Source organism: Streptomyces sp. NPDC096311 (assembly GCF_044763085.1).
GTDB lineage: Bacteria > Actinomycetota > Actinomycetes > Streptomycetales > Streptomycetaceae > Streptomyces.
Genome location: NZ_JBIWFN010000014.1, coordinates 312,605 through 336,159 on the forward strand (window position 1 = coordinate 312,605; position 23,555 = coordinate 336,159).

The 23,555-nt window shown below is 67.6% G+C and carries 27 protein-coding genes and 1 tRNA gene; 15 read left to right on the forward strand and 13 right to left on the reverse strand.

Going from position 1 to position 23,555, the window contains the following annotated elements:
* Window positions 1-60: 60 nt before the first annotated feature.
* Window positions 61-134 (forward strand) — tRNA-Met (locus ACIRA5_RS33330).
* 110 nt (window positions 135-244) lie between these two features.
* On the opposite strand, the gene ACIRA5_RS33335 is transcribed toward ACIRA5_RS33330, so the two are convergent.
* Window positions 245-661, reverse strand: a complete 417-nt coding sequence (locus tag ACIRA5_RS33335; protein WP_352045944.1) for a Fur family transcriptional regulator — start codon at window positions 659-661, stop codon at window positions 245-247.
* A 135-nt stretch (window positions 662-796) separates the two neighbouring features.
* On the opposite strand from ACIRA5_RS33335, the gene ACIRA5_RS33340 reads away from it, so the two are divergent.
* On the forward strand, window positions 797-2,266 hold the full coding sequence (locus ACIRA5_RS33340; protein ID WP_403697153.1) for a catalase: 1,470 nt from the start codon (window positions 797-799) through the stop codon (window positions 2,264-2,266).
* A 101-nt stretch (window positions 2,267-2,367) separates the two neighbouring features.
* Here ACIRA5_RS33340 and ACIRA5_RS33345 read toward each other — a convergent pair whose 3' ends face one another.
* On the reverse strand, window positions 2,368-2,760 hold the full coding sequence (locus tag ACIRA5_RS33345; RefSeq protein ID WP_067368643.1) for a cyclic nucleotide-binding/CBS domain-containing protein: 393 nt from the start codon (window positions 2,758-2,760) through the stop codon (window positions 2,368-2,370).
* A 778-nt stretch (window positions 2,761-3,538) separates the two neighbouring features.
* Between ACIRA5_RS33345 and ACIRA5_RS33350 the strand changes: the two genes are divergently transcribed.
* Window positions 3,539-4,672, forward strand: a complete 1,134-nt coding sequence (locus ACIRA5_RS33350; protein WP_403697156.1) for a helix-turn-helix domain-containing protein — start codon at window positions 3,539-3,541, stop codon at window positions 4,670-4,672.
* A gap of 111 nt (window positions 4,673-4,783) precedes the next feature.
* A complete protein-coding gene (locus ACIRA5_RS33355; RefSeq protein ID WP_403697158.1) occupies window positions 4,784-5,563 on the forward strand; it encodes a hypothetical protein in 780 nt (259 codons plus the stop codon).
* Between the two features lie 425 nt (window positions 5,564-5,988).
* Here the strand turns inward: ACIRA5_RS33355 and ACIRA5_RS33360 are convergent, their stop codons facing one another.
* The 4 genes from ACIRA5_RS33360 to ACIRA5_RS33375 form a co-directional block, all read right to left on the reverse strand.
* A complete protein-coding gene (locus tag ACIRA5_RS33360) occupies window positions 5,989-6,327 on the reverse strand; it encodes a pentapeptide repeat-containing protein (RefSeq protein ID WP_403697161.1) in 339 nt (112 codons plus the stop codon).
* A gap of 47 nt (window positions 6,328-6,374) precedes the next feature.
* Entirely contained in the window at window positions 6,375-6,671 is a 297-nt protein-coding gene (locus tag ACIRA5_RS33365; RefSeq protein ID WP_403697249.1) for a pentapeptide repeat-containing protein, read from the reverse strand.
* A 4-nt stretch (window positions 6,672-6,675) separates the two neighbouring features.
* Window positions 6,676-7,119, reverse strand: coding sequence for a hypothetical protein (locus ACIRA5_RS33370; RefSeq protein WP_403697163.1), 444 nt, complete (start codon window positions 7,117-7,119; stop codon window positions 6,676-6,678).
* 883 nt (window positions 7,120-8,002) lie between these two features.
* Window positions 8,003-8,515: a hypothetical protein gene (locus ACIRA5_RS33375; protein ID WP_403697166.1), complete on the reverse strand. Its 513-nt coding sequence runs from the start codon at window positions 8,513-8,515 to the stop codon at window positions 8,003-8,005.
* A gap of 866 nt (window positions 8,516-9,381) precedes the next feature.
* Here ACIRA5_RS33375 and ACIRA5_RS33380 point away from each other — a divergent pair.
* Window positions 9,382-10,065, forward strand: coding sequence for an alpha/beta hydrolase (locus ACIRA5_RS33380; protein WP_403697169.1), 684 nt, complete (start codon window positions 9,382-9,384; stop codon window positions 10,063-10,065).
* Window positions 10,066-10,144: 79 nt separating this feature from the next.
* Here ACIRA5_RS33380 and ACIRA5_RS33385 read toward each other — a convergent pair whose 3' ends face one another.
* Window positions 10,145-10,669, reverse strand: coding sequence for a GNAT family N-acetyltransferase (locus ACIRA5_RS33385; RefSeq protein WP_403697172.1), 525 nt, complete (start codon window positions 10,667-10,669; stop codon window positions 10,145-10,147).
* Between ACIRA5_RS33385 and ACIRA5_RS33390 the strand changes: the two genes are divergently transcribed.
* From ACIRA5_RS33390 to ACIRA5_RS33420, 7 genes are all read left to right on the forward strand, one after another.
* Window positions 10,648-11,346 carry a DNA methylase gene (locus ACIRA5_RS33390; protein ID WP_403697251.1) on the forward strand — a complete coding sequence of 233 codons (699 nt, stop codon included), beginning with the start codon at window positions 10,648-10,650 and terminating at the stop codon, window positions 11,344-11,346. The two genes, ACIRA5_RS33385 and ACIRA5_RS33390, sit on opposite strands and share 22 nt — an antisense overlap.
* Window positions 11,343-12,236, forward strand: coding sequence for a bifunctional DNA primase/polymerase (locus ACIRA5_RS33395; RefSeq protein ID WP_403697175.1), 894 nt, complete (start codon window positions 11,343-11,345; stop codon window positions 12,234-12,236). The genes ACIRA5_RS33390 and ACIRA5_RS33395 overlap by 4 nt, the downstream gene beginning before the upstream one ends.
* Complete coding sequence (locus ACIRA5_RS33400; RefSeq protein WP_403697178.1) at window positions 12,233-12,667, forward strand: hypothetical protein; 435 nt, start codon at window positions 12,233-12,235, stop codon at window positions 12,665-12,667. Before ACIRA5_RS33395 ends, ACIRA5_RS33400 begins: the two co-directional genes overlap by 4 nt.
* Complete coding sequence (locus ACIRA5_RS33405) at window positions 12,664-14,127, forward strand: phage/plasmid primase, P4 family (RefSeq protein WP_403697181.1); 1,464 nt, start codon at window positions 12,664-12,666, stop codon at window positions 14,125-14,127. Before ACIRA5_RS33400 ends, ACIRA5_RS33405 begins: the two co-directional genes overlap by 4 nt.
* A gap of 26 nt (window positions 14,128-14,153) precedes the next feature.
* Window positions 14,154-14,426, forward strand: a complete 273-nt coding sequence (locus ACIRA5_RS33410) for a helix-turn-helix transcriptional regulator (RefSeq protein ID WP_403697184.1) — start codon at window positions 14,154-14,156, stop codon at window positions 14,424-14,426.
* Between the two features lie 243 nt (window positions 14,427-14,669).
* Window positions 14,670-14,873 carry a hypothetical protein gene (locus ACIRA5_RS33415; protein ID WP_403697187.1) on the forward strand — a complete coding sequence of 68 codons (204 nt, stop codon included), beginning with the start codon at window positions 14,670-14,672 and terminating at the stop codon, window positions 14,871-14,873.
* Window positions 14,874-15,053: 180 nt separating this feature from the next.
* A complete protein-coding gene (locus ACIRA5_RS33420; RefSeq protein WP_403697190.1) occupies window positions 15,054-16,289 on the forward strand; it encodes a tyrosine-type recombinase/integrase in 1,236 nt (411 codons plus the stop codon).
* A gap of 37 nt (window positions 16,290-16,326) precedes the next feature.
* Here ACIRA5_RS33420 and hisN read toward each other — a convergent pair whose 3' ends face one another.
* Complete coding sequence (gene hisN, locus ACIRA5_RS33425; RefSeq protein WP_403697193.1) at window positions 16,327-17,127, reverse strand: histidinol-phosphatase; 801 nt, start codon at window positions 17,125-17,127, stop codon at window positions 16,327-16,329.
* A 232-nt stretch (window positions 17,128-17,359) separates the two neighbouring features.
* Here hisN and ACIRA5_RS33430 point away from each other — a divergent pair, with 232 nt between their 5' ends.
* Window positions 17,360-17,965 (forward strand): TetR/AcrR family transcriptional regulator, encoded by a 606-nt coding sequence (locus ACIRA5_RS33430; RefSeq protein ID WP_403697196.1) that lies wholly within the window; start codon window positions 17,360-17,362, stop codon window positions 17,963-17,965.
* A 105-nt stretch (window positions 17,966-18,070) separates the two neighbouring features.
* Here the strand turns inward: ACIRA5_RS33430 and ACIRA5_RS33435 are convergent, their stop codons facing one another.
* From ACIRA5_RS33435 to ACIRA5_RS33455, 5 genes are all read right to left on the reverse strand, one after another.
* Entirely contained in the window at window positions 18,071-18,394 is a 324-nt protein-coding gene (locus ACIRA5_RS33435; protein ID WP_352045968.1) for a multidrug efflux SMR transporter, read from the reverse strand.
* 145 nt (window positions 18,395-18,539) lie between these two features.
* Entirely contained in the window at window positions 18,540-19,550 is a 1,011-nt protein-coding gene (rsgA, locus tag ACIRA5_RS33440) for a ribosome small subunit-dependent GTPase A (protein ID WP_403697200.1), read from the reverse strand.
* Window positions 19,551-19,566: 16 nt separating this feature from the next.
* On the reverse strand, window positions 19,567-20,907 hold the full coding sequence (gene aroA / locus ACIRA5_RS33445; RefSeq protein ID WP_054228155.1) for a 3-phosphoshikimate 1-carboxyvinyltransferase: 1,341 nt from the start codon (window positions 20,905-20,907) through the stop codon (window positions 19,567-19,569).
* Window positions 20,908-20,946: 39 nt separating this feature from the next.
* Complete coding sequence (locus ACIRA5_RS33450) at window positions 20,947-21,132, reverse strand: hypothetical protein (protein ID WP_403697203.1); 186 nt, start codon at window positions 21,130-21,132, stop codon at window positions 20,947-20,949.
* On the reverse strand, window positions 21,129-21,851 hold the full coding sequence (locus ACIRA5_RS33455) for a M50 family metallopeptidase (protein ID WP_352045971.1): 723 nt from the start codon (window positions 21,849-21,851) through the stop codon (window positions 21,129-21,131). The genes ACIRA5_RS33450 and ACIRA5_RS33455 overlap by 4 nt, the downstream gene beginning before the upstream one ends.
* Window positions 21,852-21,901: 50 nt before the next feature.
* Here ACIRA5_RS33455 and ACIRA5_RS33460 point away from each other — a divergent pair, with 50 nt between their 5' ends.
* Window positions 21,902-22,717 carry an SOS response-associated peptidase gene (locus tag ACIRA5_RS33460; protein WP_351432272.1) on the forward strand — a complete coding sequence of 272 codons (816 nt, stop codon included), beginning with the start codon at window positions 21,902-21,904 and terminating at the stop codon, window positions 22,715-22,717.
* A 13-nt stretch (window positions 22,718-22,730) separates the two neighbouring features.
* Window positions 22,731-23,363 carry an alpha/beta family hydrolase gene (locus tag ACIRA5_RS33465; protein WP_403697254.1) on the forward strand — a complete coding sequence of 211 codons (633 nt, stop codon included), beginning with the start codon at window positions 22,731-22,733 and terminating at the stop codon, window positions 23,361-23,363.
* The last annotated feature ends 192 nt before the right edge of the window (window positions 23,364-23,555 follow it).

Consider the following 23,555-nt stretch of genomic DNA (forward strand, 5'->3'; position numbering starts at 1 on the left):
AGGGAACGTCTAAGGGATTTGCGCTGGTCCACCTGGTTGACGTAATGTTCAGTTCATCGACGCGGGGTGGAGCAGCTCGGTAGCTCGCTGGGCTCATAACCCAGAGGTCGCAGGTTCAAATCCTGTCCCCGCTACTTGAAGGCGAAGGACCCAGATCATTTAGATCTGGGTCCTTCGGCGTTTGACCGGGGTGTGGGGGCACGGGGAAGCCCCGGCGTCCGTGGAGGCCGGGGCTTCGGGGAAGTCAGGCTGAGGCGCAGTTGGGGCACAGGCCCCGGTATGTCACCTCTACGTCCGAGACCGTGAAGCCGAAGCGCTCCGAGTCGGGGAGGTCGGCGAGCGGGTTGCCGCTCGGGTGGACGTCGCGGATCGAGCCGCACTGGGCGCAGACCAGGTGGTGGTGCGGACGGTGCGCGTTCGGGTCGTAGCGCTTGGCGCGCTTGTCCGTCGCGACTTCCAGCACCTCGCCGAGCGAGACCAGTTCACCCAACGTGTTGTAGACGGTCGCCCGGGAGATCTCGGGCAGCTTGACGACGGCCCGGGCATGCACCTCGTCGGCCGTCAGATGGACGTGATCGCCGTCGAGGACCTCGGCCACGACGCGCCGCTGCGCGGTCATTCGCCATCCGCGTCCGCGCAGTCGTTCCAACAGGTCACTCATGCGGGCCAGCTTAACAGCAAGGTGACCAGATCCTGAATGGGTGTGAATTTGGATGGATGCTTGAGTTAGATATTGTCTAATGTAGGATCGGTTCGGCATCGGGCCATGGGTGGGACCGGGCAGGACCGGTCCGGAATGACGCAGGAGGCGCACGTGACGCAGGGACCGCTTACGACGGAGGCCGGCGCGCCGGTGGCCGACAATCAGAACAGCGAGACCGCGGGTGTCGGTGGCCCGGTGCTCGTTCAGGACCAGTTGCTTCTCGAGAAGCTCGCCCACTTCAACCGTGAGCGCATCCCGGAGCGTGTCGTGCACGCCCGTGGCGCCGCCGCCTACGGCACCTTCACGGTCACCGCGGATGTCACCCAGTACACCCGCGCCGCGTTCCTCTCCGAGGTCGGCAAGCAGACCGAGACCCTTCTTCGGTTCTCGACGGTGGCCGGCAACCTCGGCTCCGCGGACGCGGTCCGTGACCCCCGCGGGTTCGCGCTGAAGTTCTACACCGAGGAGGGCAACTACGACCTCGTCGGCAACAACACCCCGGTGTTCTTCATCAAGGACGCCATCAAGTTCCCCGACTTCATCCACACGCAGAAGCGCGACCCGTACACCGGTTCGCAGGAGGCCGACAACGTGTGGGATTTCTGGGGCCTCAGCCCCGAGAGCACGCACCAGGTGACCTGGCTCTTCGGCGACCGGGGGATCCCTGCCTCCTACCGGCATCTCAACGGGTACGGCTCGCACACATACCAGTGGAACAACGAGGCCGGCGAGGTCTTCTGGGTCAAGTACCACTTCAAGACCGACCAGGGCATCAAGAACCTCACCCAGGCGGAGGCCGGCAAGCTCGCCGGTGAGGACCCCGACTCCCACCAGCGCGACCTGCGCGAGGCCATCGAGCGCGGTGAGTTCCCGTCCTGGACCGTGCAGGTGCAGATCATGCCGGAGGCCGACGCGGCGACCTACCGGTTCAACCCGTTCGACCTCACCAAGGTGTGGCCGCACGAGGACTACCCGCCGATCGAGATCGGCAGGCTGGAGCTCAACCGCAACCCGGAGAACATCTTCGCCGAGGTCGAGCAGTCCATCTTCTCGCCGGCGCACTTCGTGCCGGGTATCGGGCCTTCCCCCGACAAGATGCTTCAGGGGCGGCTCTTCGCCTATGGCGACGCGCACCGTTACCGCGTCGGCATCAACGCCGACCACCTGCCGGTGAACCGTCCGCACGCCGCCGAGGCGCGCACGCACTCCCGTGACGGCTCCCTGTACGACGGTCGCCACAAGGGTGCGAAGAACTACGAGCCGAACAGCTTCGGCGGTCCGTTCCAGACGGACCGGCCGCTGTGGCAGCCGATCACGGTGAACGGTCACACCGGTGAGACCGAGGCGCCGTCCCACTCCGAGGACGACGACTTCGTGCAGGCGGGCAGTCTGTACCGCCTGATGTCGGAGGACGAGCAGGGGCGTCTGATCGCGAACCTGGCGGGTTTCCTCGCCAAGGTCTCCCGTGACGACATCGCCGAGCGCGCGATCAACAACTTCCGTCAGGCTGACGAAGACTTCGGCAAGCGGCTGGAGGCCGCGGTCCAGGCCCTGCGCGGCTGACAACCAGCACTGGATCGCTTGTCGTGGGCGGTGGGCCGGATCCCTCTGAGCGATGGGGGGTCCGGCCCGTCGGCATGTGCGTGGCAGTGATGTCGGGGCCCCTACGCGGGTACCCGCTGCCGCTTCGGAGCCCAGCAGCGGATGATGTCGCGGACCGAGACGATGCCGACCGGGCCGTTGTCGTCGAGCACGATCAGGTGTCGGAAACCGCCGTGTGCCATCGCCGCCGCGGCTTCCTCCAGGGTCCAGACGGGGGCGGCGAAGACGACGTCGGTCGTGGTGTGGGTGCCCGCGGTCTCGGTGTCCGGGTTCTGTCCGAGGGCGATCGAGTTGAGGATGTCGCGTTCGGTGAGGATGCCGAGGCCGGAGGAGTCCTCGTCGTGGACGACGGCCGCGCCTACGCGGCGGGAGGACATCAGGCAGGCCGCCTGACGGAGTGTGTGTGCCGGGCCGATGGTGAGGACCACCGTGCTCATGGCGTCGCGGACGAGCATGGGCTGGAGCCACCTCCTTGGTGAAGCGCCAAGAGAAGCGATTCACAAGTTCACAAGTGGGGGGACTCTCAGAGTCGCAGTTAAAGGGAGGGTCAACAAGGGGGCGTGCGGTGAGTTTCGGGGGCGCCCATGGGTCACAGGGGCGCGCAACCGGCTCTTCAGTAACGCTGGTATTGAACCGTCCTTGCGGCGAGGTGCAATGCTGCCCGGCATCCCCTGTTGAGCTGCCTGGTAGCCGGTGTCATTGGTCGTTGTTGGTCGTCGTGGGCCGCCCTCGGACGGCCCAGCGGTGGATGCCGCCACCGGTGACGAGAGCCCGGTATAAGGTCCCCGAGGAGGGCACTCTGCTGGCAAGCCCAGCCCATGACCCTCGCCTTACAAGTTCGCCCCAACAGTCCAATGACCAGGGGTGCAGCCGTCCAGCCTGGCTTGCAAGGTGCGCGGTTGGTTCTCCCGATACGGCAGGGGCGCTCTGAGGCGCTGCCGGCAACCGAAGGGGTGTCCTGAGGCGCTGCCGATATTCCGTGCCAGTGCGCTGGCGGCAGTCCCTGCCGGGGCATGGGCGCAGAAGCGTGCAAGCAGCTCTACGCTGTCGGACGCCTGCGCTGCAAGAGCAGGAGGTCAAGCCTCCACTTGCCCAGAAAGCTAGCTTGCCCACCTGAGGCAAGCTGAGATATTAGAAAAACTTGCTTATTTTGCTAACTTCACTGAGCCAGTGAAGCGGCGCACTTAGGCAAGTTTGCTTGGTTGAGAGACTTCCTCGTGTGAGGATTCCAGCGTGGACACTGAGGACTACACCCCGGATGCGCTACTGCAGGAAGGACTGCGGCGGCTGGCTGACCTGCTCGGACCCACGTGGAACGTCAGTCTCCGGCCCGTTCATGAGGGGGCACGTGGCGTCGATGCCCTCGTTGAGCTGAAGCCAGAGGGAGACGGCACGTTCACTCAGCTTCTGGTGGAGCTGAAGAGATCGGTCACTCCCCGCATGATTGAAGAGGTCTTGCTGCCGAGGGTTGATCTACTCAGACAGGTCAACCACTACACAAATCTCCTAGTCATGGCGCCTTGGCTCTCGCTAAAGACTCAGCAGATGCTGAGGCAGCACGACATCAGTTACCTGGACCTGACAGGAAACGTGTCACTCCGAGTAACACGCCCAGCCATCGTGATCTATACCGAGGGAGCGACGAGAGCACCTCGCGCGATGACGTCGGGGCAGAGTAGAACAACCCTGGCCGGCCCCAAAGCCGGACGCTTGGTGCGCCTGCTCGCCGAAGTCCGCCCGCCCTACCGTGCAGGCGAGCTTGCCCAGGCATCAGGACTGAGCCTGGCCTACGTGTCTCGACTCCTGGACACCCTGGGTGACCAGCTGCTCATCCGCAGGGATGGACGGACCATCACAGACGTCGACTGGCCCAACCTTCTCCGAGCCAGAGCCGAGCAAGCTGTTCTCCTCAAGAGCAACACTTATACGGGGATGCTGGCCCCCAACGGGGTTGAATCGGTACTAATGCGTCTGCGGACGCTCCCGCCATCCGAGTTCGACGGCGTAGCCGTGACTGGCTCCTACGCCGCCCACGACGTCGCTCCGCTGTCCGCAGGTGGTCAGCTCATGCTCTACGTCGCCCCCAGGCTGGCCGTTGATGATCTTTCCGATGACCTCGGTCTTCTGAGAGTGCAGGAGAATGCTGATGTCCTGCTGCTGCGTCCGCCAGACGACGTCGTCTTTGAAGGCACGAGGGATGTCATGGGCATCCAACACGTGGCCTTGAGCCAGTTGGCGCTGGACTGCCTCTCCGGACCTGGGCGCATGCCGGCCGAAGGGGAAGCGGTGCTGGAGTACATGTCCCGCGATGAGGGTCAATGGCGCGGTTTCGCTATTTCAGACCTGCGACGCAGACCACGCTTCTAGGATCGCCTTCTCAGCAATCACTGACGAACGCGAGGCACCGTGGCAAAGGTCCCAGAAGGCGTCGACCCCACCCAGCTCACCGTGGTGGCCCGACGTGTCCTTCTAGACGGCTTGGACGCTCTGAGCGAGCACCTGCCTGCGTTGACCGTCGTCGGTGCCCAGGCTGTCTATCTACGCACGCCCGACGCAGCGATCAGTAACGCACCGTTCACCTCTGACGGCGATTTGAGTATCGACCCAATGCTGCTGGGAGATCAGCCCCACCTGGATGCGGCCCTGCGTGCGGCTGGTTTCGACTTGAAAGACGAGCGTCAACCCGGCCTATGGGAACGCTCAGAGTCCATCGGCGACAAGATCGTCCCCGTGGAGCTAGACCTCTTGATCCCCAAGCAACTTTCACCCAAGAACGGCAAGCGCAGCGCGAAGGTCCCTCCGCACGGGAACATGTCCGCACGCTGGATTGAGGGGCTTGAGGTGGCTGCTGTAGATCGCTCGCCAATGGTCATCGGCAGCCTCGAATCCACAGACGAGCGAAGCGTCACCGTGAACGTCGCTGGCCCAGCCGCGCTCCTTGTCGCCAAGGTTTTCAAGATCAGCGACCGCCTCAAGCAGGCTGCGACCCACCCGGACCGGCTCACAGACAAGGACGCAGGCGACGTACTGCGCATCATGATGACGACGTCGGCAAGGGATGTGTCTGCCACGTTCGCCAGTCTCCTCGCTGACTCGCGAGTAGGTGGCACCGCTGGTCAAGGACTCGAAAAGCTCCGCGAACTTTTCGGCGCGGCTGCCACTCCTGGAGTGGAGATGGCCGTTAGCGCCCTGCGGGGTGACGTACCCGAAGAGCGCATCCGCGCCCTGGCCCCGGCATTCGTCGGCCGGATGCTGTAGCCAGTTGTCTCCAACTGCCATGCGGTCGAGATCCGTAGGCGCGCGCATCAGCCGGTAGACGGCTGATCCACGCCCCTGATCTAACTCAGGACCACAGCATCCCTGCGCTCTGGCGTATGCGTCTCATGCTGCTCATCGCGTGGAACTTCATCTACTTCTGGCCCCTGTACACGGGCACGGCGATCCCCATAGACCAGTGGCGCTCGCGGATGTGGCTGGACACCTGGGTCTAGCTGGGCAGACACACAACGATGGCGCGGCGGACTGCCGCGCCATCGTGGTTGTTGACGGTCGTTGTCGGCTGCTGTTGGCCACCCTCGTACGGCCCGGAGACGGCCCCAGCTACGCCTCACAGCAGATTTACAGACCGCGTGACGCAACCCACCTGAGCGGGGCTTCTCACCCCTCTGTGGCCCTACGGCGTGTCACAGGGACGGCGGCAACCCGCGCACCCCCTTCAGCTTGGCCCCCTCGAACTTCGCCCCGGCGACCTTGGCCCCGGTGAGGTCCGCGTTCGTGAGGTCCGCATTCGTGAGGTCCGCGCCAGCCAGGTCGGCGTGGGCCAAGTCAGCGCCCTTGAGGTTTGCCCTTGACAGGTGCGCGCCTTTGAGATTCGACTCGCTGAGTGTGGCACCAGCCAGATCCGCACAGGTGTCACTGGCGAAGCCGATTTCCAGGGGAGGGCAGAACATCGTGCTCGTAAGATTCATGCCGAAGAGCGCCGCGTCGGTTAGATTCGCGTTGACTAGGTTTGCGTCGGCCAAGTCTGCGCAGTCTCCCTGTCCGGCTTGGTCGGTTGGTCGAGCCCGACTCAGAAGTGCTGCCACGGAGACCCTCGTCCTCCCTGTGCGGTCTGAAAGAACACTTCGCTGCAGAGAGACGCGCCTGTGAGGTTTGCTCCTTCCAGATCCGCGTCGTTCAAGTGTGAGCCGGACAGGTCTGCGTCTGTGAGGTTCGCGTTCGTCAGATGTGCAAGGTCGAACCGTGATCCGCTCAGCACCGCCCCCGAGAAGTTCGCTTGTACCAACGATGCTTCTCGGAGGTCCGCGTTGGGGAGGGAGGAGTCACGGAGATCTGCTTTTGACAGGTCGGCCCCGCGGAAGGGGATTTCGTTAGGGGCGCGGGAACGTCACCCCACGCAGAGCGGTGCGGCTGAGGTCAATGGGTGCCCCCTGGTCGTGATCGGGGTGGCGGTTACCCAACACGGTCATCACCGCCTGGACGTCAGCTCGGGACGATGGCTTGTCACTCGACTCGGTGGGTGCCTTCTTGGCGCTGCCGACTGGAACGGAAGCGTGTTGCCGTAGATATGCGGACAGGACTGATATGATAGCGGGTTGGTCGCGGGCCGAGTCGTGCATGATCCGTTCCAGCGCGTAGATTCCCCCGAGTCGTATATCCAGGGACGTCGACCCCAGGTTGTTGATCGCGGCGTTGAATCGGTTGGTGATCTGCCCCTGCTCGCTGATCCCCACTTCCTTCCCGGTCTGCGTGACCTGCATCCAGGTGAACAGCAGCGCGAGCAGGGCAGCAAGTCCTGGCAGGCTGGCCGCCACCAGTCCGCCCCAATGGACTCGACCGGTGTTCGGTGGCCCCGGCGCCTGGAGCCGCTGGTGACGGCTTTGCTGACGCCGCCGCGCCGGCCTCCGCCGCGTGGTCCGGCGGAGCCTTCCAGATCCCAGGGTCCGCGCCATCCCTCCTATGGCACCCCACGCAGGCAGGGCCTGCCACCCGGGCGCCCCCAGCTCAACGACATCACGGAGCCCGCCAGCCCGAGTCGGAGGCCATGGAGTGGTTGATCGGGTCGGCGGACGGACGACGCCCATTTGAAGGGCAGCAGATTTACAGTCCCCTCAAGATCGGGCCCTCAAATCCCGCTTGACCACGCCATTTATGGGATGCATGAACGGGGCGCTCGATCCCCGTCCGCATCTCGCCCTGATCTTGAAAATTCGTGCGACCGCGGACGTGGCCGTGATCGCCCATGGGAGCGTTGAGTGTGTCCGCCGGAGACTCGTCAACCGCCGCCTTGTAAGGGCGGCCGTGGTCGACGACGGAGTTCTCCAGGTCACTCCGGCTGTAGCGGCACCCCAGGTGAACGGCGCATCTCGACTGTGGCGAGCCGTCGTTGACCGTGAATGACCGCACCATGTGGCACGGCTATGGCACGGGGACCGCTTCGTCCCGAAGCAACTCTCCTAGGCGCTCGACCTTGGGCTGGTGTGCCTCTCACCTGCTGGGACGGTCCGCAGGCGTCCGCGCTCGTCCGCCGCTGTCTGTCGGCGTTGTCACGCAGTTAGACACTCAGCCGCCCACCCCGACCAGGCGCTTAGAAGATGCGGGCACGCCTTGGTGGGGCAGCCAGACAGCACCCTGCTGCTACCGTGCCGGGCCGCTCAGTGCCGCTGCCGTCTGTTGTCGTTGCCGTCAGCACTGCCGTCACTGCCGTCGAAGGCGACGTCGTGCGTGGGCAGCCCAGAGACGGCCCGGACGCGCGGTAGCGCCTGTCTCTGGTGTTTCGAGCGATGATTCCTCTTTAACTAGGACAGCGTGTGCCGATCTCGCGAATTCGGTGCCCTGATCATTGACGGCTTCAAGTGCATCTCTGAACTTTGGTGCTACGCTCTCTATCTTTTCTTGGTCATCGGCAATGATTGCCTTCTTCCATTGCTTACCCAAATTCAGTAGCTCGCTGAAATTGTCATCTAGCGTGAGGGCCTTGTTTGCTACTTCTCGTGGGCCCTGCAGCAGCACAAGGGCGCAAGCGCCGGTTAAGTCGCTAGTCCGGTCCCGGCATGCCTGCAGTTTTTCGGCGGCTGAATCCAAATCCAATTCCTCAAAGGTATTGGTTATTCCGCTCAGGGTGGCACCCGTGGCCACCGCTGCTCGCATGAAGTCGGTGTAGACCTTCTGGCGTTCTTGCAGATGCCAACGTGCAGTGTCCGCACGCACTTGCGTTCTTGTTTGCTCTCTGGTTCCCCAAGTCGATATCCACCCGGCACCGATTGCGCCTAGGCCACCCGCGACTGCGCCCAACACGGCTGCCACTCCAGCGTCCATGAAGAGGATTTTGCCCCGTAACCGTGTCGCTGTCAGGCGTAACTGGAAAGACGAGGTCGGCGTAGCGACTTTGGCCGGGAGCTGCTTTGGCGCGAGTGATCATGGCCCCGTAAGCTTCCGGCGCGTCGGGCAGTCTGTGGACCTGCCCGGTAAAGCACGACGTTGGGGCCATGATCTTCGAGGCTCGCGCCAAAGTGGCTGGCTAAAGTCGCGGAGCCGACCGCCCCAGCCACAGAGGGTTTCCTACCTTCCGCCCGCATGCACGCAGCGCGTCGCCGGGCGCGGCCAGCCCGGGCGCAGACAGGAGGCAGGCCGCGCCGCAGAGGCGGCGCGCGCCCGCGCCGTGCGCGGGCCTTGATGCAGTAAGGAAAGTTCTACCGCGCCGAGGCAGCGACGGCTTTCAAGACCGGCCGGATTCCCGTGAGGAAGCAGCCCGTGACCTGCAACTTTCGGCTTTCTAGCGGCACCTGCTGTCTCCTGTTGGCCAGAGGATGGCCGTAGAGGTCTCGGATGGACTCTGCTCAACCCAGCGCCCCTCAGGCCAGGCACCCGGCCCTCGAACATGGCCTGTGGGACGCACAGACGCGTTTCGTTGGACGGCAACGTGCAGACATGTTGCCGTCAGGAGCGTCGATGCAAGATCTATGGCGGAGCCGCTGGACGCGTCGGCAAGCGCACCCGTCATTCCCACCTAAAGTGGGGCATTGAGGATCCCGCAAAATGGAACCCCACTCCCGGTAGCAACGAAAGAGGAAAGCATGGCTGGCAAGGCAAGCATCGTGTTTGCCCACGGCTTGTGGGCGGATGGCTCGTGCTTCGCAAAGCTGATCCCCGCACTCCAGGCCGAGGGCCGTGAGGTTTTCGTCTCGCAGCACGGCCTCGACTCTCTTGAGGGCGACGTCGCCTGCGTCACCCGCGCGATCAACCACGTGCCCGGCCCGGTCGTCCTCGTGGGCCACTCCTACGGCGGCACGCTGATCACCAAGGCGGGCGTGCACGACCGGGTAGGCGCTTTGGTATACATCTGTGCGCTCGCCCCGGACGACGACGAGACCTCGACACAGCACCTCGGCGCGTTTCCCAGCTCGCCGATTTTCGAGCACCTCGAGGTCGCCGACAACCGCATCTACCTCAAGGAGTCGGGCATCGGCCACTTCTGCGGCGACCTGTCGCCGGAGGAACAGAAAGTCGTGCTGGCGACCGCTAACCCGCCGATCGCGGACCTCTTCGATCAGCAGGTACCCGGCAACGCCTGGCGACAGAAGCCGAGCTGGTACATCGTGGGCACTCAGGACCGAACGGTGAATCCGGACCGGGAGCGCGCCTCCGCCGAACGGATGAAGGCCACGACCGTCAGCCTCGACAGCAGCCACGTTCCGATGCTCTCTCAGCCCAACGCTGTCCTCGACGTGATCCGCAACGCTGCGAAGAGCCTGGAGTAGGACCGAGGACCACGCGGCACGCTCTCTGGACATCCGTTCGCGCCGCCGCCATCCCGCGGTCGGGTCTGATGCACGATCCTCAAGCCGCGAACCTAAGCCTCTCGGGCGCGGGCGTACGGTCCGCGAATCCGTGATCGGCTGGCTGTGCCGCCCGCTGCGCGAGCCAGCCGGAAACCCGGGGGCCGCCGTTCACCGCTGTGCCCTCGCGGACGGTACGCACGTGCGTGAAGCCGTGCGTGAGGTAGTACCGCTGGAGCCCCTCGTTCGCCGTCCAGGCATCCAGGCGGAGCCACCGTGCGCCCGCACGATGTGCGCGGGCGCCGGCCCAGTCAAGCAGCCGCCCCCCGAGGTCCTGGCCAGCGTATTCACGAGCAATGGTGAGCTTGTTTACGAACATCGACGGTTCGTTCAGTTCGTCGTCCGTCCACAGCCCTTCTTCGGCGTCTGGGGTGAGCGTGATCGTGCCAGCAGTCGTATGCCCGTCTCGGAGCATGAACACAGTGCCCGCTTCGATCGTGGCCAACAGCCTGTCGGCGGGATACGGACGGCTCCACTGGTCGGACCCCAGACCCCGCAACCAGGCTGCCGCCTCGGCCGCGAGCACTGGACCTGTTCTCCTGCGCTGGCGGCGCCGGTACCGGCTACCAGCGGGCAGGGTTCGACGTGGACGGCGCAGACATCGCCGACCGCCCGAACTACCCCTTCCCGTACCACCGGGGTGACGCGCTCGAATATCTCGCCCACCTGATCACCACCGGCGAGATCCGCCGGTACGCGTTCGTCCACGCGTCCCCGCCGTGCCAGGACAAGTGCTCCCTGACCGTGGGCACCAACCGCTCGCGCGGATGGGGCGGCACCCATGAGGACCTCGTGGCGCCCACCCGTGACCTGCTCGAACAGACCGGCCTGCCGTACGTCATCGAGCAGCCCAACGGCCGCGCGAAGATCCGCAAAGACCTGACTCTGTGCGGCGAGATGTTCGGGCTCGGAGTCATCCGCCACCGCAACTTCGAGTTGGGCGGGTGGACCGCCGCCCGGCCGGCGCACGTCCCGAACCGGGGCCGCGTACGCGGCTACCGACACGGCGCCTACTACGACGGCCCGTACGTCGCCGCGTACGGCAACGGCGGGGGCAAGCCAAGCGTCCCCGAGCTGCAAGCGGCGATGGGGATCACGTGGACCGACGTCCGCGAGGAACTCACCGAAGCCATCCCGCCCGCCTACAGCGAGTGGATCGGCCGCGCGTTCCTCGCCTCTCGCGCGCTGGAAGTGGCAGCGTGAGCGAGCACCTGCTGAACGCGGCTCTGGCCGCCGCCGCTCGCGGCTGGCACGTCTTCCCCCTCCGCCCCGGCATCAAGCTGCCGGCACTGCACGGTGAGAGGACGTGCACCCGTACGGGCCCATGCGCGGGAGGACACCGGAAGTGGGAGCAGCGAGCCACGACCGACCCCGACCGCATCCGCGCCGCCTGGACCCGCGCGCCGTTCAACGTCGGCATCGCCACCGGCCCTTCCGGGCTCCTGGTCGTCGACCTGGACACCCCGGAGCACAAGGGCAGTTCGGACACGCCTGACGGCGCGGCAACCTTCGGGGCGCTCTGCGAGCGCGCCGGGCACGCCGTCCCCGACACCTACCGGGTGCGGACCGCGAGCGGTGGAACGCACCTGTACTTCACGACCCCGTCCGGCGCCCGGATGACCAACACGCAGGGCACCGTTGCCGATTCGGTCGACACCCGTGCCTGGGGCGGCTACGTCGTCGCCGCCGGTAGCACCACCCCGGCGGGAGCCTACGAGCCGCTGTGCGGCCCTGTGGTGGCCTGTCTGCCCTCCTGGCTCCAAAGCATCCTGCAACCCGCCCCCAAAACCTCTACGGCGCCGTCAGTGGCCGTAGCGGGGCAATCCCGTCGATATACGGATGTAGCGCTCGCTACAGAGACGCGGAACGTGGCTACGGCCCAAGTCGGCGAACGCGAGGCGAAGTTGTTCCGTGCCGCGCGGGCCCTGGGGCGGTTCGTGGCGTGGGGCGACCTCCCCCGGCACGTGGTTGAACAGGCTCTTCAGGAGGGGGGCGAGGCGTCCGGACTCTCCGCGTCCGAGTGCCGCTCCACCCTCCGCAGCGCCCTCAACTGGTCCATCGCCCACAACCAGCGCCGGCGGGACGCGGCATGACCGCCCCCTCCCGCCCCCCTCTGAAGAGCATCGCCCCCACCACGACCACGCCGCACGCCGCTCCACAGCCTGTGAACACGACGGCCGTGGGCGAACCGAAAGGCGCCGCCCGTCAGGGCGTCGTTTCTGCTCTTCCTCGTTCGAAGCGATTCCCCGCCGACCAGGGACGCCACAACAGCGACAACCCCACGCCGGATCGGCCCGGTATCCGTGTCTACGCCTCGCCGGTCTACCGCTCCCACGACGACGGGGTCCGCTGGTCCAAACGGCACGGCGCCACCCCGAACGCCGCCTACGCCTGCGCCTGCGGCCAGACCCGAACGGCCACCGGAGCCCACGGCGTGGCCGACCTGGTCGCCGACTACGGCGCCCACAAAGCCGCCTGCACCGGAACACCAGCTCCGCTCACCGAAGGGAGGACGGCCGCATGATGAACCGCCCCGCCACTGCAACCGAGACTGAGGAACTGCCCCCGCCCGCCAACCCCCTGGCCGTCGCCCGCCGGCTGCTGCCCGACTGGCAGACCGAGGACGGACGGCTCGTGTGCCGGCGCTGGCGGGCATCGTGGATGCGCTGGAACGGCTCCTGCTGGCGCGAGATGGACGAAGCGCAGATCCGCGCCAGCATGTACACCCGCCTCGAACACGCCGTCTACCAGGCGCCGGGCAAGGACGGGCAGACCGAGGAACGTGACTGGGCACCCACGAAGCAGAAGATCGGCAACCTACTCGATGCGCTCGGGGCGATCACCCTGTTGCCCACCGACACCGACGCGCCGGCGTGGATCGATGGCCAGGGCGCCACGGGGCAGGATGAGGGGCCCATCGTGGCCTGTGAGAACGGGCTGCTCCGGATTCAGGATCGTGCGCTTCTGCCGCACGGTCCGGAGTTTTTCAACCTTGTCTCCGTGCCGTTCGCCTACGACCCCGACGCGAGTGCGCCGACGTGGGAACGGTTCCTCGCGCAGGTCTGGCCCGACGACCCCGACACCATCGCCGCACTTCAGGAATGGTTCGGCTACGTCCTGTCCGGGCGCACCGACCAGCAGAAAATCCTGCTCATCGTCGGCCCCTCCCGCTCCGGCAAGGGCACCATCGCCCGCGTGCTGAAAGCGCTGGTCGGCAAGGAGAATCTGGCCGGCCCGACCCTGGCCGGACTCGGGACGAACTTCGGCCTGTCCACGCTGGTCGGCAAATCCCTCGCGATCATCTCGGACGCCCGGCTGTCCGGCAACGACAACAGCCAGGTCGTGGAACGGCTGTTGACGATCTCCGGTGACGACACGATCGACATCGACCGCAAGTACCGCGAACCGTGGACGGGCAAGCTGCCCTCACGGCTGATGATCCTGTCCAACGAACTGCCGCACTTCGGCGACTCATCCGGCGTCATCGCCAACCGGTTCATCCTGCTCAGCATGCGCGTGTCGTGGCTCGGCAAGGAAGACCCCACCCTCACTGACCGCCTCACCGCGGAAATGCCCGGCATCCTCAACTGGGCCCTGGAAGGACTTGCCCGTCTCCAACGCAACGGCCGCATCACACAGCCGCCGTCCAGCCGCGACGCGATCACCACCATGCAGGACACCGCCTCACCCACCAGCGCATTCATCCGCGAACGCTGCACCACCGGACCCGCATGCAGCGTGCCCGTCGATGCACTGTGGAGCGTCTGGCGCGACTGGGCAGAAGACAACGGCGTCCGCCCCGGCACGAAGCAGGTATTCGGCCGCAACCTGCTCTCCGTCGTCCCCCAGCTCAACCGGACGCGGCCCCGAGACGAGTACGGCCGGCAGGTGGTCACCTACAACGGGATCACCCTCGCCCAGTGCGAACCACATTTGCCTGAGTCGCGACTCATCGCGTCTCAAGACCCCTCTGAGTGCCGATGAGTGCCGATGAGTCGCGACTCAGAGGAATGTATTTCCAACGTGCGGAGGACTCAGTGAGCACGACCGCCACCGTCCGAGCCGACCCCCGCGCCACCCTCCGGAGCGGTCTCCCCGACCGCTACCTCACCCCCGACGACATCGCCGAGATCTTCGAAGTACCGAAAGAGACCGTCTACCAGTGGCGTAAGAAGCGCATCGGCCCGCCCGGATTCCGCATCGGCAAGTACATCCGTTACGACCCCGCCGACGTGCTCGCCCACGTAGCCGAACGCAAGAGCACCCACCGAGACGGGGCCTAGAGCACGCCTAGAGCGCGCCTGACGGGTCGCGTCGTGCAGACCGTCCCCACCGCCAGAGCTGCCATCGCTCCGCCGTCCGTCCCGCCTTCCCAGTCGGCCGCGAAGGCCTTGGGCGGGCCGGGGCAGCGGCCCCGCTCCCGACAGCCATGTCACCCGAATGGCGCAACATGATGTGCCACCCGTATGGGTGAAGATCAAGATGGCTAGTGCCGCAATCGAGGCAATCCGTGAAAGGGGAACCAAATGCGCATTCGACGAATCCTCGCCGCCGTCATCGCCACGGCAGCCTTCGCCGGACTCGGCCTCACAGGCGCCGCCACCGCCACCGCACAGGGTGGTGATCACTACACCACCGCTGCTAAGTGCAGGGAGGGCGGCGGAGAGCCCTATCTGCACAACACCGTCAAATGCTGGGGCGGTAAGTACGACGGGTACGTCATCGACTAAACCCCACAAGGCGCCCCGCAGCCACGCGCCGCGGGGCGCTCCCGCGCGAGCGTAGCCGGGAGAGTCGCAGGGACTGTGCCGACCCGTCGGACACGCCCTAGCCCAACACCCACCACAGACAGCAGGGAGAGCCGCTAACCAGCGGCTCTCCCTGCTGCGTGTTGAGAGGACCACCGCCACATGGCAGGCCACATCCAAGACCGCTGGTTCAAGACCGAGACCAGCTCCGAAGGCAAGACCGTACGTATCAAGAGCGACCGCCACGGAAGCGGCCTGCGCTACAGGGCCCGGTACATCGGCCCCGACGGCACCGAGAAGTCCAAGAGCTTCCCCGACGGACAGAAGCGCCTCGCCGAGAAATGGCTGTCCGGGATCGAAGCGGACATGACGCGAGGGCAGTACATCGACCCGCGGGCCGGCCGTCTCACCGTGCGGCAGCACGCTGAACGGTGGTTGGCCTCCCTCACCATGGACCCCAGTACGTTCGTGAGCACCGAGACGCGCATCCGCCTGCACGCCCTGCCGCATCTGGGCAGCCGATCGCTCGACTCGCTGCGGCCGATCCACATCCGTGAGTGGCTGCGGAAGCTCGATGACGGGGGACTGGCCCCTGCCTATCAGCGGGTCATCTTCGCGAACCTCAGCGCGATGTTGGCGGCTGCCGTCGACGACCGCCTGATCCCGCACAACCCATGCCGATCGTCGTCCGTAAAGGCGCCCAAGCCGGAACCTCGCCGGATCAAGCCATGGCGGCCTGAGCGAGTGCTGGCGGTGCGCTCGGCACTGCCAGAGCGGTACCGCGCCACGGTGGACCTGGCCGGTGGGTGCGGCATGCGCCAGGGCGAAGTGCTTGGCCTGGCCGTTGACGATGTGGACTTCGTCGAAGGAGTCGTTCACGTCGTCCGGCAGGTCAAACTCATCGCCGGGCGGCAGGTATTCGCGCTGCCGAAGGGCGGTAAGACGCGCACCATCCCGTTGCCGGGGAGCGTCGCTCGCGCGCTTGAGGCGCACATCGTGCAATACCCGCCCGCGGCCATCACACTGCCGTGGCGGACGGTCGACGGCTCACCGGTCGCGGCTCCGGTGCTCTTCCGCAATGCCGAGGGACGCGCGGTACACCGCATTGCCTTCAACGAGAAGGCGTGGCGGCCCGCTCTCGACAGGGCGGACGTCCCGCGTGGCAGGGAGAACGGGATGCACGCGCTAAGGCACTTCTACGCGTCCGTTCTGCTGGACGCGGGGGAGAGTATCAAGGCTCTGTCGGAGTACCTGGGGCACCATGACCCGGGCTTCACCCTACGGACGTACACGCACCTGATGCCGAGCAGCGAGAAGCGGACGCGTGAGGCGGTGAACCGGGCCTTTGAGGGCGGCCCGGACTCCGATGACGGCCCCACGACGGCCCAGGGGGTCTGAGACCAGGGGAAACGTGCTGGTCAAGCCGCAAGTGCCCTCAGTAACGCTGGTTCAGATAACCCAGCAGCTCGTCGTGGAGAACGCCGTTCGACGCGGCCGCGTTGCCGCTGTGCGGGCCCGGGCGGCCGTCGAGACCCGTGAAGGATCCGCCCGCCTCGGTCACCACGATCGCGTTCGCCGCCATGTCCCACAGCGACAGCTCGGGCTCCGCGCAGATGTCCACCGAGCCCTCCGCCACCATCATGTACGGCCAGAAGTCGCCGTACCCGCGCGTGCGCCAGACCGCCTTCGTCAGGTCCAGGAAGCCGTCGAGGCGGCCCTGGTCCTCCCAGCCGGACAGCGAGGAGTACGCGAAGGACGCGTCGGCCATCCGCGAGACCTGGGAGACCTTCAGACGCGTGGCCGAGGACAGGCTGCGGCCGGTGAACGCGCCGTGCCCCTTCGCCGCCCACCAGCGGCGGCCCAGCGCGGGCGCGGAGACCACTCCGACCACCGGCTGGTAGCCGCCCTCGCCCGCTTCCATCAGGGAGATCAGCGTGGCCCAGACGGGCACCCCGCGGACGTAGTTCTTGGTGCCGTCGATCGGGTCGATCACCCAGCGGCGCGGGCCGGTGCCCTCGATGCCGTACTCCTCGCCGAGGATCGCGTCGCGTGGCCGTGCCCGCTGGAGGTGGCCGCGGATCAGCTCCTCGGCGGCCTTGTCCGCCTCGCTGACCGGTGTCATGTCCGGCTTGGTCTCGACCTTGAGGTCGAGCGCCTTGAACCGGTCCATCGTCGCCGCGTCGGCGGCGTCCGCCAGGACATGGGCCAGGCGCAGGTCATCGCGATAGTCGGGCATGACTGCACCGTATATGGCCCACTCGGGCCACAGCCATACGGCCCGGGGGATCATCGGGCACGGTCATGGGGCTCGGGGCGCCTCGGGGCGCGGGCCGCACGGCCGGATTGATCATCACGGCGTGCGGGGGTGGCGTACGCCCCTCGACGCCGCCGCGAACCCTTGACAGTGCCCCTGTGCGCGTCAAATCTGAGCTGCAGTGCCGCCCGCTCGCCCCCAGGGAGGCGAAAAGATGCCTGCAGCGCGGGAATCCCTTCTGGATGCCGCCTATACGGCGCTCGCACACCGCCCGTGGTCCACGGTGCGGATGGTCGACGTCGCCGCCGTGGCCGGTGTGTCCCGCCAGACGCTCTACAACGAGTTCGGAAGCAAGGAGGGGCTCGCACGCGCCCTCGTACGGAGGGAGGCCGACGGCTATCTCGCCGGTGTCGAGCGCGCGCTGGCCGCCCACGCGGACGCGCGCGAGCGGTTGGTCGCGACCGCCGAGTGGACCACGTCGGCGGCTCGGGGCAACGCGCTCGTACGGGCCATGCTGACCGGGTGCTGGAGTGAGCGGCTGCCGTCGCCGACGCTCTCGGCGGTGCCGTCGTCGTCCGCGGTGCCCGCGCAGCGCAGGGCGGACGGGCCGTTGCCCTCGCCGGCGGACTTCGTGGCGCTCGTACGGGATCGGGCCGTCGCGGCGTTGTCCGGGCCCGGGGCGATGCGGGGGGACGTGGGGGAGTTGACGGGGGCCTGTGAGTTGGTGGTGCGGTTGTCGTTGTCGTGTGTGGCGGCTCCGCCGGGGGAGGGGGGAGTGACGGAGCTGGTGCGGGGCGTGCTGCCGCGGCAGTGGAGATGACTCGCCTGCTGGGGTGCCGGGGAGCGTGCGTCGGCGGGTGCGGCGTCGTTGTGACTGGTCGCGCAGTTCCCCGCGTCCCTCAGCCCGCGTCCCTCAGGGGGCGCCTCAGTGGGCGGAGCCCGAGAGTTGGAGGCCGATGACGCCGATGATGACGAAGCTGATGGAGACGATCTTGAGCGTCGACACCAGGTCGCCGAGGAAGATCATGCCGTAGACGGCGGTGCCGGCCGCGCCGATGCCGGTCCACACCGCGTACGCCGGACCGACGTCGAGTTTGCGCAGGGCGAGAGTCAGGAGACCGAAGCTGCCCAGCGCGAAGACGCAGAAGGCGACCGTCGGCCAGAGTCTGGTGAAGCCGTGCGAGAGCTTCAGGCAGACGGCGAAGCCGGTTTCGAGCAGTCCCGCCACAACGACCAGCAGCCACGCCATGTGTCGTCCTCCCGTGTCCGCACGTCGACTGCTTCGCCTGGCCTGGGTCCGGCTTGGTGCGATTATGCATTTGCCGACCGGCTAAGCACTTACCGACGGGCCGCCCACGCAAACAACGCGGAGGTCACAAGGGGGCTCAGGGGACTCAGTCGCCCTCCGTGCGTTCCCGCGTCGCCAGCAGCCGGCGCAGGGAGTAGAGCCGTTGCGGGTCCGCGTGGCCGTCCGCCACCCACTGGTCCAGCGCGCAGTCCGGCTCGTCGTGACTGCACGCGCGCGGACAGCCCTCGGTCCCGGGTTCGAGGTCGGGGAAGGCGTGGATGACCCGGGACGGGTTGACGTGGTGCAGGCCGAAGGAGCGGACGCCGGGAGTGTCGATGACCCAGCCCTCACTGCCCGGCAGCGGGATCGCGCGTGCCGAGGTCGTGGTGTGCCGGCCCCGGCCCGTGACGGCGTTCACGTGGCCGGTGCTGCGCCGGCGCTCCTGCGAGACCAGCGCGTTGACCAGGGTCGTCTTGCCGACGCCGGAGTGCCCGACGAACGCCGTGATCTTGCCGTCCAGTTGCTTGCGCACCCGGTCCACCGCCGCGCCGCTCTCCAGCTCCGCACGGCTCGTCACGACGTAGGGGACGCCCAAAGCCCCGTACAGCTCGAGGAGTTCGTCGGGCGGGGCGAGGTCCGACTTGGTCAGTACCAGGAGGGGCTCCAGACCGGCGTCGTACGCCGCGACCAGGCAGCGGTCGATCAGGCGCGGGCGCGGCTCGGGGTCGGCGAGGGCGGTGACGATGGCGAGCTGGTCGGCGTTGGCGACGACCACGCGCTCGTAGGGATCGTCGTCGTCGGCCGTGCGGCGCAGTACCGAGCTGCGCGGCTCGATGCGGACGATGCGGGCGAGGGTGTCCTTCTCGCCGGACAGGTCACCGACGATCGCGACGCGGTCACCGACGACGGCGGCCTTGCGGCCCAGCTCGCGGGCCTTCATCGCCATCACGAGGCGGTCCTCGACGAGGCAGGTCAGACGGCCTCGGTCGACGGTGACGACCATGCCCTCGACCGCCTCCTCGTGCTTGGGGCGGATGTTCGTACGCGGACGGTTGCCCTTGCGATTGGGGCGCTGGCGGATGTCGTCCTCGTCGGTGTGCTTGCCGTAGCGGCGCATGATCCCGGTCCGCCCGTCAGTTCCCGAGCATTCCGGTCCACAGATCGGGGAAGTCCGGCAGGGTCTTCGCTGTCGTCGCCACGTTCTCGATCTGTACGCCCTCCACCGCCAGCCCGATGATCGCGCCGGCGGTCGCCATGCGGTGGTCGTCGTAGGTGTGGAAGATGCCGCCGTGCAGTCGACGCGGGCGGATGTGCAGGCCGTCGGCGGTCTCGGTGACGTCACCGCCGAGTTCGTTGATCTCCTTGGTGAGCGCGGCCAGCCGGTCCGTCTCGTGCAGGCGCAGATGGGCCACCCCCCGCAGGGTGGACGGGGAGTCGGCGAGGGCCGCGACCGCCGCGATGCCCGGGGTCAGCTCACCGACCTCGCTCAGGTCCACGTCGATGCCGTGGATCGCACCCGAACCGGTGAACTCCAGACCGCTGTCGTTCAGTTCACAGGAACCACCCATCTCGGTGAAGATCTCCCGCAGCCGGTCACCGGGCTGGGTGGTGTGCGCGGGCCAGTCGGGGACGACGACCGTGCCGCCGGTCACCAGGGCCGCCGCCAGGAACGGCTGGGCGTTCGACAGGTCCGGCTCGATGATCAGGTCGCGGCCGAGCAGCGCGCCGGGTGTGACCCGCCAGACGTTGGGCTCGCCGCCCGACTCCGGGGTGTCCACCTGCGCGCCGACCGCGCGCAGCATGTCGACCGTCATCCGGATGTGCGGCATCGAGGGCAGCGTCGAGCCGATGTGGCGGACCTCCACGCCCTGGTTGAAGCGTGGGCCGGACAGGAGGAGGGCGCTCACGAACTGGGACGACGAGGACGCGTCGATCTCCACCGGGCCGCCGTCCAGGGCGCCGCCGCCGTGCACGGTCAGCGGCAGTGCGCCGCGGCCGTCGTCGTCGATGCGGGCGCCGAGCAGACGCAGCGCGTCGATCACGCCGTTCAGCGGGCGCTCGTACGACCGGGGGTCGCCGTCGAAGCGGATGGGGCCGTCAGCGAGGGCGGCGACCGGGGGCAGGAAGCGCATCACGGTGCCGGCGTTGCCGACGTCGACCGTGGCCGGGCCCTGGAGCCCCGAGGGGATGACCCGCCAGGCCTCGCCGGAGGCGTCCGGGCCCGCGGCGACCGTGGAGCTGGACGCCACCGTCTCCTCGATGCCGACGCCCATCGCGCGCAGCGCGCCCGCCATCAGCAGCGTGTCGCGCGAGCGCAGCGGGCGGCGCAGCCAGCCCGGCTCCGAGGCGAGCGCGGCGAGGACGAGGGCGCGGTTGGTGACCGACTTGGACCCCGGCACGTGGACCGTCGCGTCGACGGCTCCGCTCGCGTGCGGGGCGGGCCAGAGGGCGGTGTGGGCGGGGTTCGCGGTCATGCGCCCACTTTAGTGGGTGAGGGTGGGGGTAGATCTTGATCAAAAGTGACGGAATGTGAGCGAAAGATTCAGGGACGCCTCGACGCCCCAGCACTCGACGCCCCAGCACTCGACGCCCCAGCACTCGACGTCCCAGCACTCGACGTCCCAGCACTCGACGTTCCGGCACTCGGTGTCCCCGTACTCGACGTCCCCGTACTCGACGTTCCGGCAGCCGGCACTCAAAGCCCGAGCAGCCAGCGGCCGCCGCCCAGCAGAGAGCACAGGGACACCGCGTGGAACAGGAACAGCCACAGCCCCGCCGGGACATGGGTGAGCCGGGACAGCTGGTCGGCGTCGGAGTCGCCGGCGCCGCCGCGGCTGCGCTTGGCCTGGAGCTCGAAGGCCGGACGGACGCCGCCGAGCAGCAGGAACCACACCACGGCGTACGCGAAGGCCGCCTGTACCTGGGGTCCGGCGAGCCACGAGACCACCAGGAACGTACCGCCGGTGAGGACCACCGTGAGCGCCCCGTAGGCGTTGCGGATCATCACCAGCATCGCGACGAGCAGGCCGGTGGCCAGCCACAGCAGGAGGGTGATGCGGCCCAGGCCCAGCAGCGCGGCGCCGCCGAGGCCGAGCAGCGGGGGAGCGGTGTAGCCGGCCGCCGCGGTGAGGATCATGCCGAGGCCGGTGGGCTTGCCGCGGCTGACGGTGAGGCCGCTGGTGTCGGAGTGCAGCCGGATACCACTGAGGCTCCGCCCGGTCAGCAGCGCCACCAGCCCGTGGCCGCCCTCGTGCGCGATGGTGATGGCGTTGCGCGAGACGCGCCATACGCCGTGCGGGACGATCACCGCGAGAGCGGCGACGATGGTGGCTATCACCACCCACAGATCGGGGTCCGGCTGGGTGCCGGAGACCTGGTCCCAGAGCGAGGCCAGCGAGGTGGATGCGGTGCTGTCCATTGGCTGTGGTGGCTCCCTCTGGTGTCGCGGAATCTGGCAGTGTGGCACGTATGTGCGGACGGTATGCAGCGAGTCGTAGGCCCGAGGATCTCGCAGGAATCTTTGAGGTCGAGAAGTGGGAGCCCGAGGAGACCTTGGACCCCGACTACAACGTGGCCCCGACCAAGGACGTCTATGCCGTCCTCGACCGCCCCCTTAAGGACGCGGAGAGCCCGAAGCCGGTTCGCCAGCTGCGCAGGCTCAAGTGGGGTCTCGTCCCGTCCTGGGCCAAGACGCCCGAGGGTGGCGCCCGGATGATCAACGCCCGCGCGGAGACCGTGCACGAGAAGCCCTCGTACCGCCGTGCCTTCGCCGCCCGGCGCTGCATCGTCCCCGCCGACGGCTACTACGAGTGGGTCACCGGGTCCACCGAGCGCGATCTCGAGGTCGAGGGCAAGAAGAAGCGGCCGCGCAAGCAGCCGTACTTCGTGCTCCCGGCGGACGGCTCGGTCTTCGCGATGGCAGGGCTGTACGAGTTCTGGCGCGACCGGACGCTCCCCGACGACCACCCCCGGGCCTGGTGGGTGACGTGCTCGGTGATCACGACCGAGGCGGAGACCTCGCCGCTCGCGGTCGCGCCCGCCGAGGGGCCGTACGCCCTCGCCGACATCCACCCCCGGATGCCTCTGATGCTCACCCCGGACCGCTGGGACGCCTGGCTCGACCCGGCCCGTACGGACGTCGACGGCCTGCGCGAGCTGCTCGCGCCGCCGCCCGCCGGGCTGATGCGCGCCTATCCCGTCTCCACGGCCGTCAGCAACGTCCGCAACAACGGGCCGGAGCTGCTGAAGGAGCTGGAGGGCCCCGAAGAGGGCACACTCTTCTGACGTGACGGAGATCATGGACGCGATCGAGACGATCGAGACGGACGCCGGTACAGCCCGCGTCACCTGGCACCGGGCCAAGAAGCCACACCTTGTGCTCGCTGTGAGTCACGGCGCGGGTGGCGGTATCGAGGCGCGCGATCTCCAGGCGCTGGCCGCGGTGCTGCCCGGGCACGGCGTGAGCGTCGCGCTCATCGAACAGCCCTGGCGGGTGGCGGGGAAGAAAGTGGCGCCCGCGCCCAAGACCCTGGACGTGGGATGGCGGGGCCTGTGGCCCACGGTCGCGAAGCCCGGACTGCCGGTGGTCGCGGGCGGACGCAGCGCCGGAGCCCGCGTCGCGTGCCGTACGGCGACGGAACTCGGCGCCGCCGCCGTCCTCGCCCTCAGTTTCCCGCTGCACCCGCCCGGCAAGCCCGAGAAGTCCCGCGCCGGCGAACTCCTCGGCGCCGGGGTGCCCACCCTCGTCGTCCAGGGCGGCAACGACCCGTTCGGCAAGCCGGCGGAGTTCCCGAAGGGCTCGCACGAGCTGATCGAGGTGCCGTACGGAGATCATGGCTTCGCCGTGCCGAAACGGGCACCGATCGACCAGGACGAGGCCCTGGAGATCATCACCGACGGCGTTGTGAGGTGGATCGCGTCACTCGGGTGACGCACGGGAATGTCGGGCGGCGGACCACTGTTGTGCCGAGCAGACAGCACGGAGCGTGCTGAACCGTTCGAACGAGAGGAAGTCCGCCGCATGGGTTCGACCATCTGCCCGAACCGCAGCAGTAGCCCTGAGCTGGACTGGACGGTGCTGCACGCGGCGAAGACCGCCCCCGTTCGAGCGGCGGCGGGTGTG

Coding starts and splice junctions, on each gene's coding strand:
- ACIRA5_RS33335 (WP_352045944.1), bottom strand. CDS start 661: ATGAGTGACCTGTTGGAACGACTGCGCGGACGCGGATGGCGAATGACC.
- ACIRA5_RS33340 (WP_403697153.1), top strand. CDS start 797: ATGACGCAGGAGGCGCACGTGACGCAGGGACCGCTTACGACGGAGGCC.
- ACIRA5_RS33345 (WP_067368643.1), bottom strand. CDS start 2,760: ATGCTCGTCCGCGACGCCATGAGCACGGTGGTCCTCACCATCGGCCCG.
- ACIRA5_RS33380 (WP_403697169.1), top strand. CDS start 9,382: ATGGCTGGCAAGGCAAGCATCGTGTTTGCCCACGGCTTGTGGGCGGAT.
- ACIRA5_RS33400 (WP_403697178.1), top strand. CDS start 12,233: ATGACCGCCCCCTCCCGCCCCCCTCTGAAGAGCATCGCCCCCACCACG.
- ACIRA5_RS33405 (WP_403697181.1), top strand. CDS start 12,664: ATGATGAACCGCCCCGCCACTGCAACCGAGACTGAGGAACTGCCCCCG.
- ACIRA5_RS33410 (WP_403697184.1), top strand. CDS start 14,154: ATGTATTTCCAACGTGCGGAGGACTCAGTGAGCACGACCGCCACCGTC.
- ACIRA5_RS33415 (WP_403697187.1), top strand. CDS start 14,670: ATGCGCATTCGACGAATCCTCGCCGCCGTCATCGCCACGGCAGCCTTC.
- ACIRA5_RS33420 (WP_403697190.1), top strand. CDS start 15,054: ATGGCAGGCCACATCCAAGACCGCTGGTTCAAGACCGAGACCAGCTCC.
- hisN (WP_403697193.1), bottom strand. CDS start 17,127: ATGCCCGACTATCGCGATGACCTGCGCCTGGCCCATGTCCTGGCGGAC.
- ACIRA5_RS33430 (WP_403697196.1), top strand. CDS start 17,360: ATGCCTGCAGCGCGGGAATCCCTTCTGGATGCCGCCTATACGGCGCTC.
- ACIRA5_RS33435 (WP_352045968.1), bottom strand. CDS start 18,394: ATGGCGTGGCTGCTGGTCGTTGTGGCGGGACTGCTCGAAACCGGCTTC.
- rsgA (WP_403697200.1), bottom strand. CDS start 19,550: ATGCGCCGCTACGGCAAGCACACCGACGAGGACGACATCCGCCAGCGC.
- aroA (WP_054228155.1), bottom strand. CDS start 20,907: ATGACCGCGAACCCCGCCCACACCGCCCTCTGGCCCGCCCCGCACGCG.
- ACIRA5_RS33455 (WP_352045971.1), bottom strand. CDS start 21,851: ATGGACAGCACCGCATCCACCTCGCTGGCCTCGCTCTGGGACCAGGTC.
- ACIRA5_RS33460 (WP_351432272.1), top strand. CDS start 21,902: ATGTGCGGACGGTATGCAGCGAGTCGTAGGCCCGAGGATCTCGCAGGA.
- ACIRA5_RS33465 (WP_403697254.1), top strand. CDS start 22,731: ATGGACGCGATCGAGACGATCGAGACGGACGCCGGTACAGCCCGCGTC.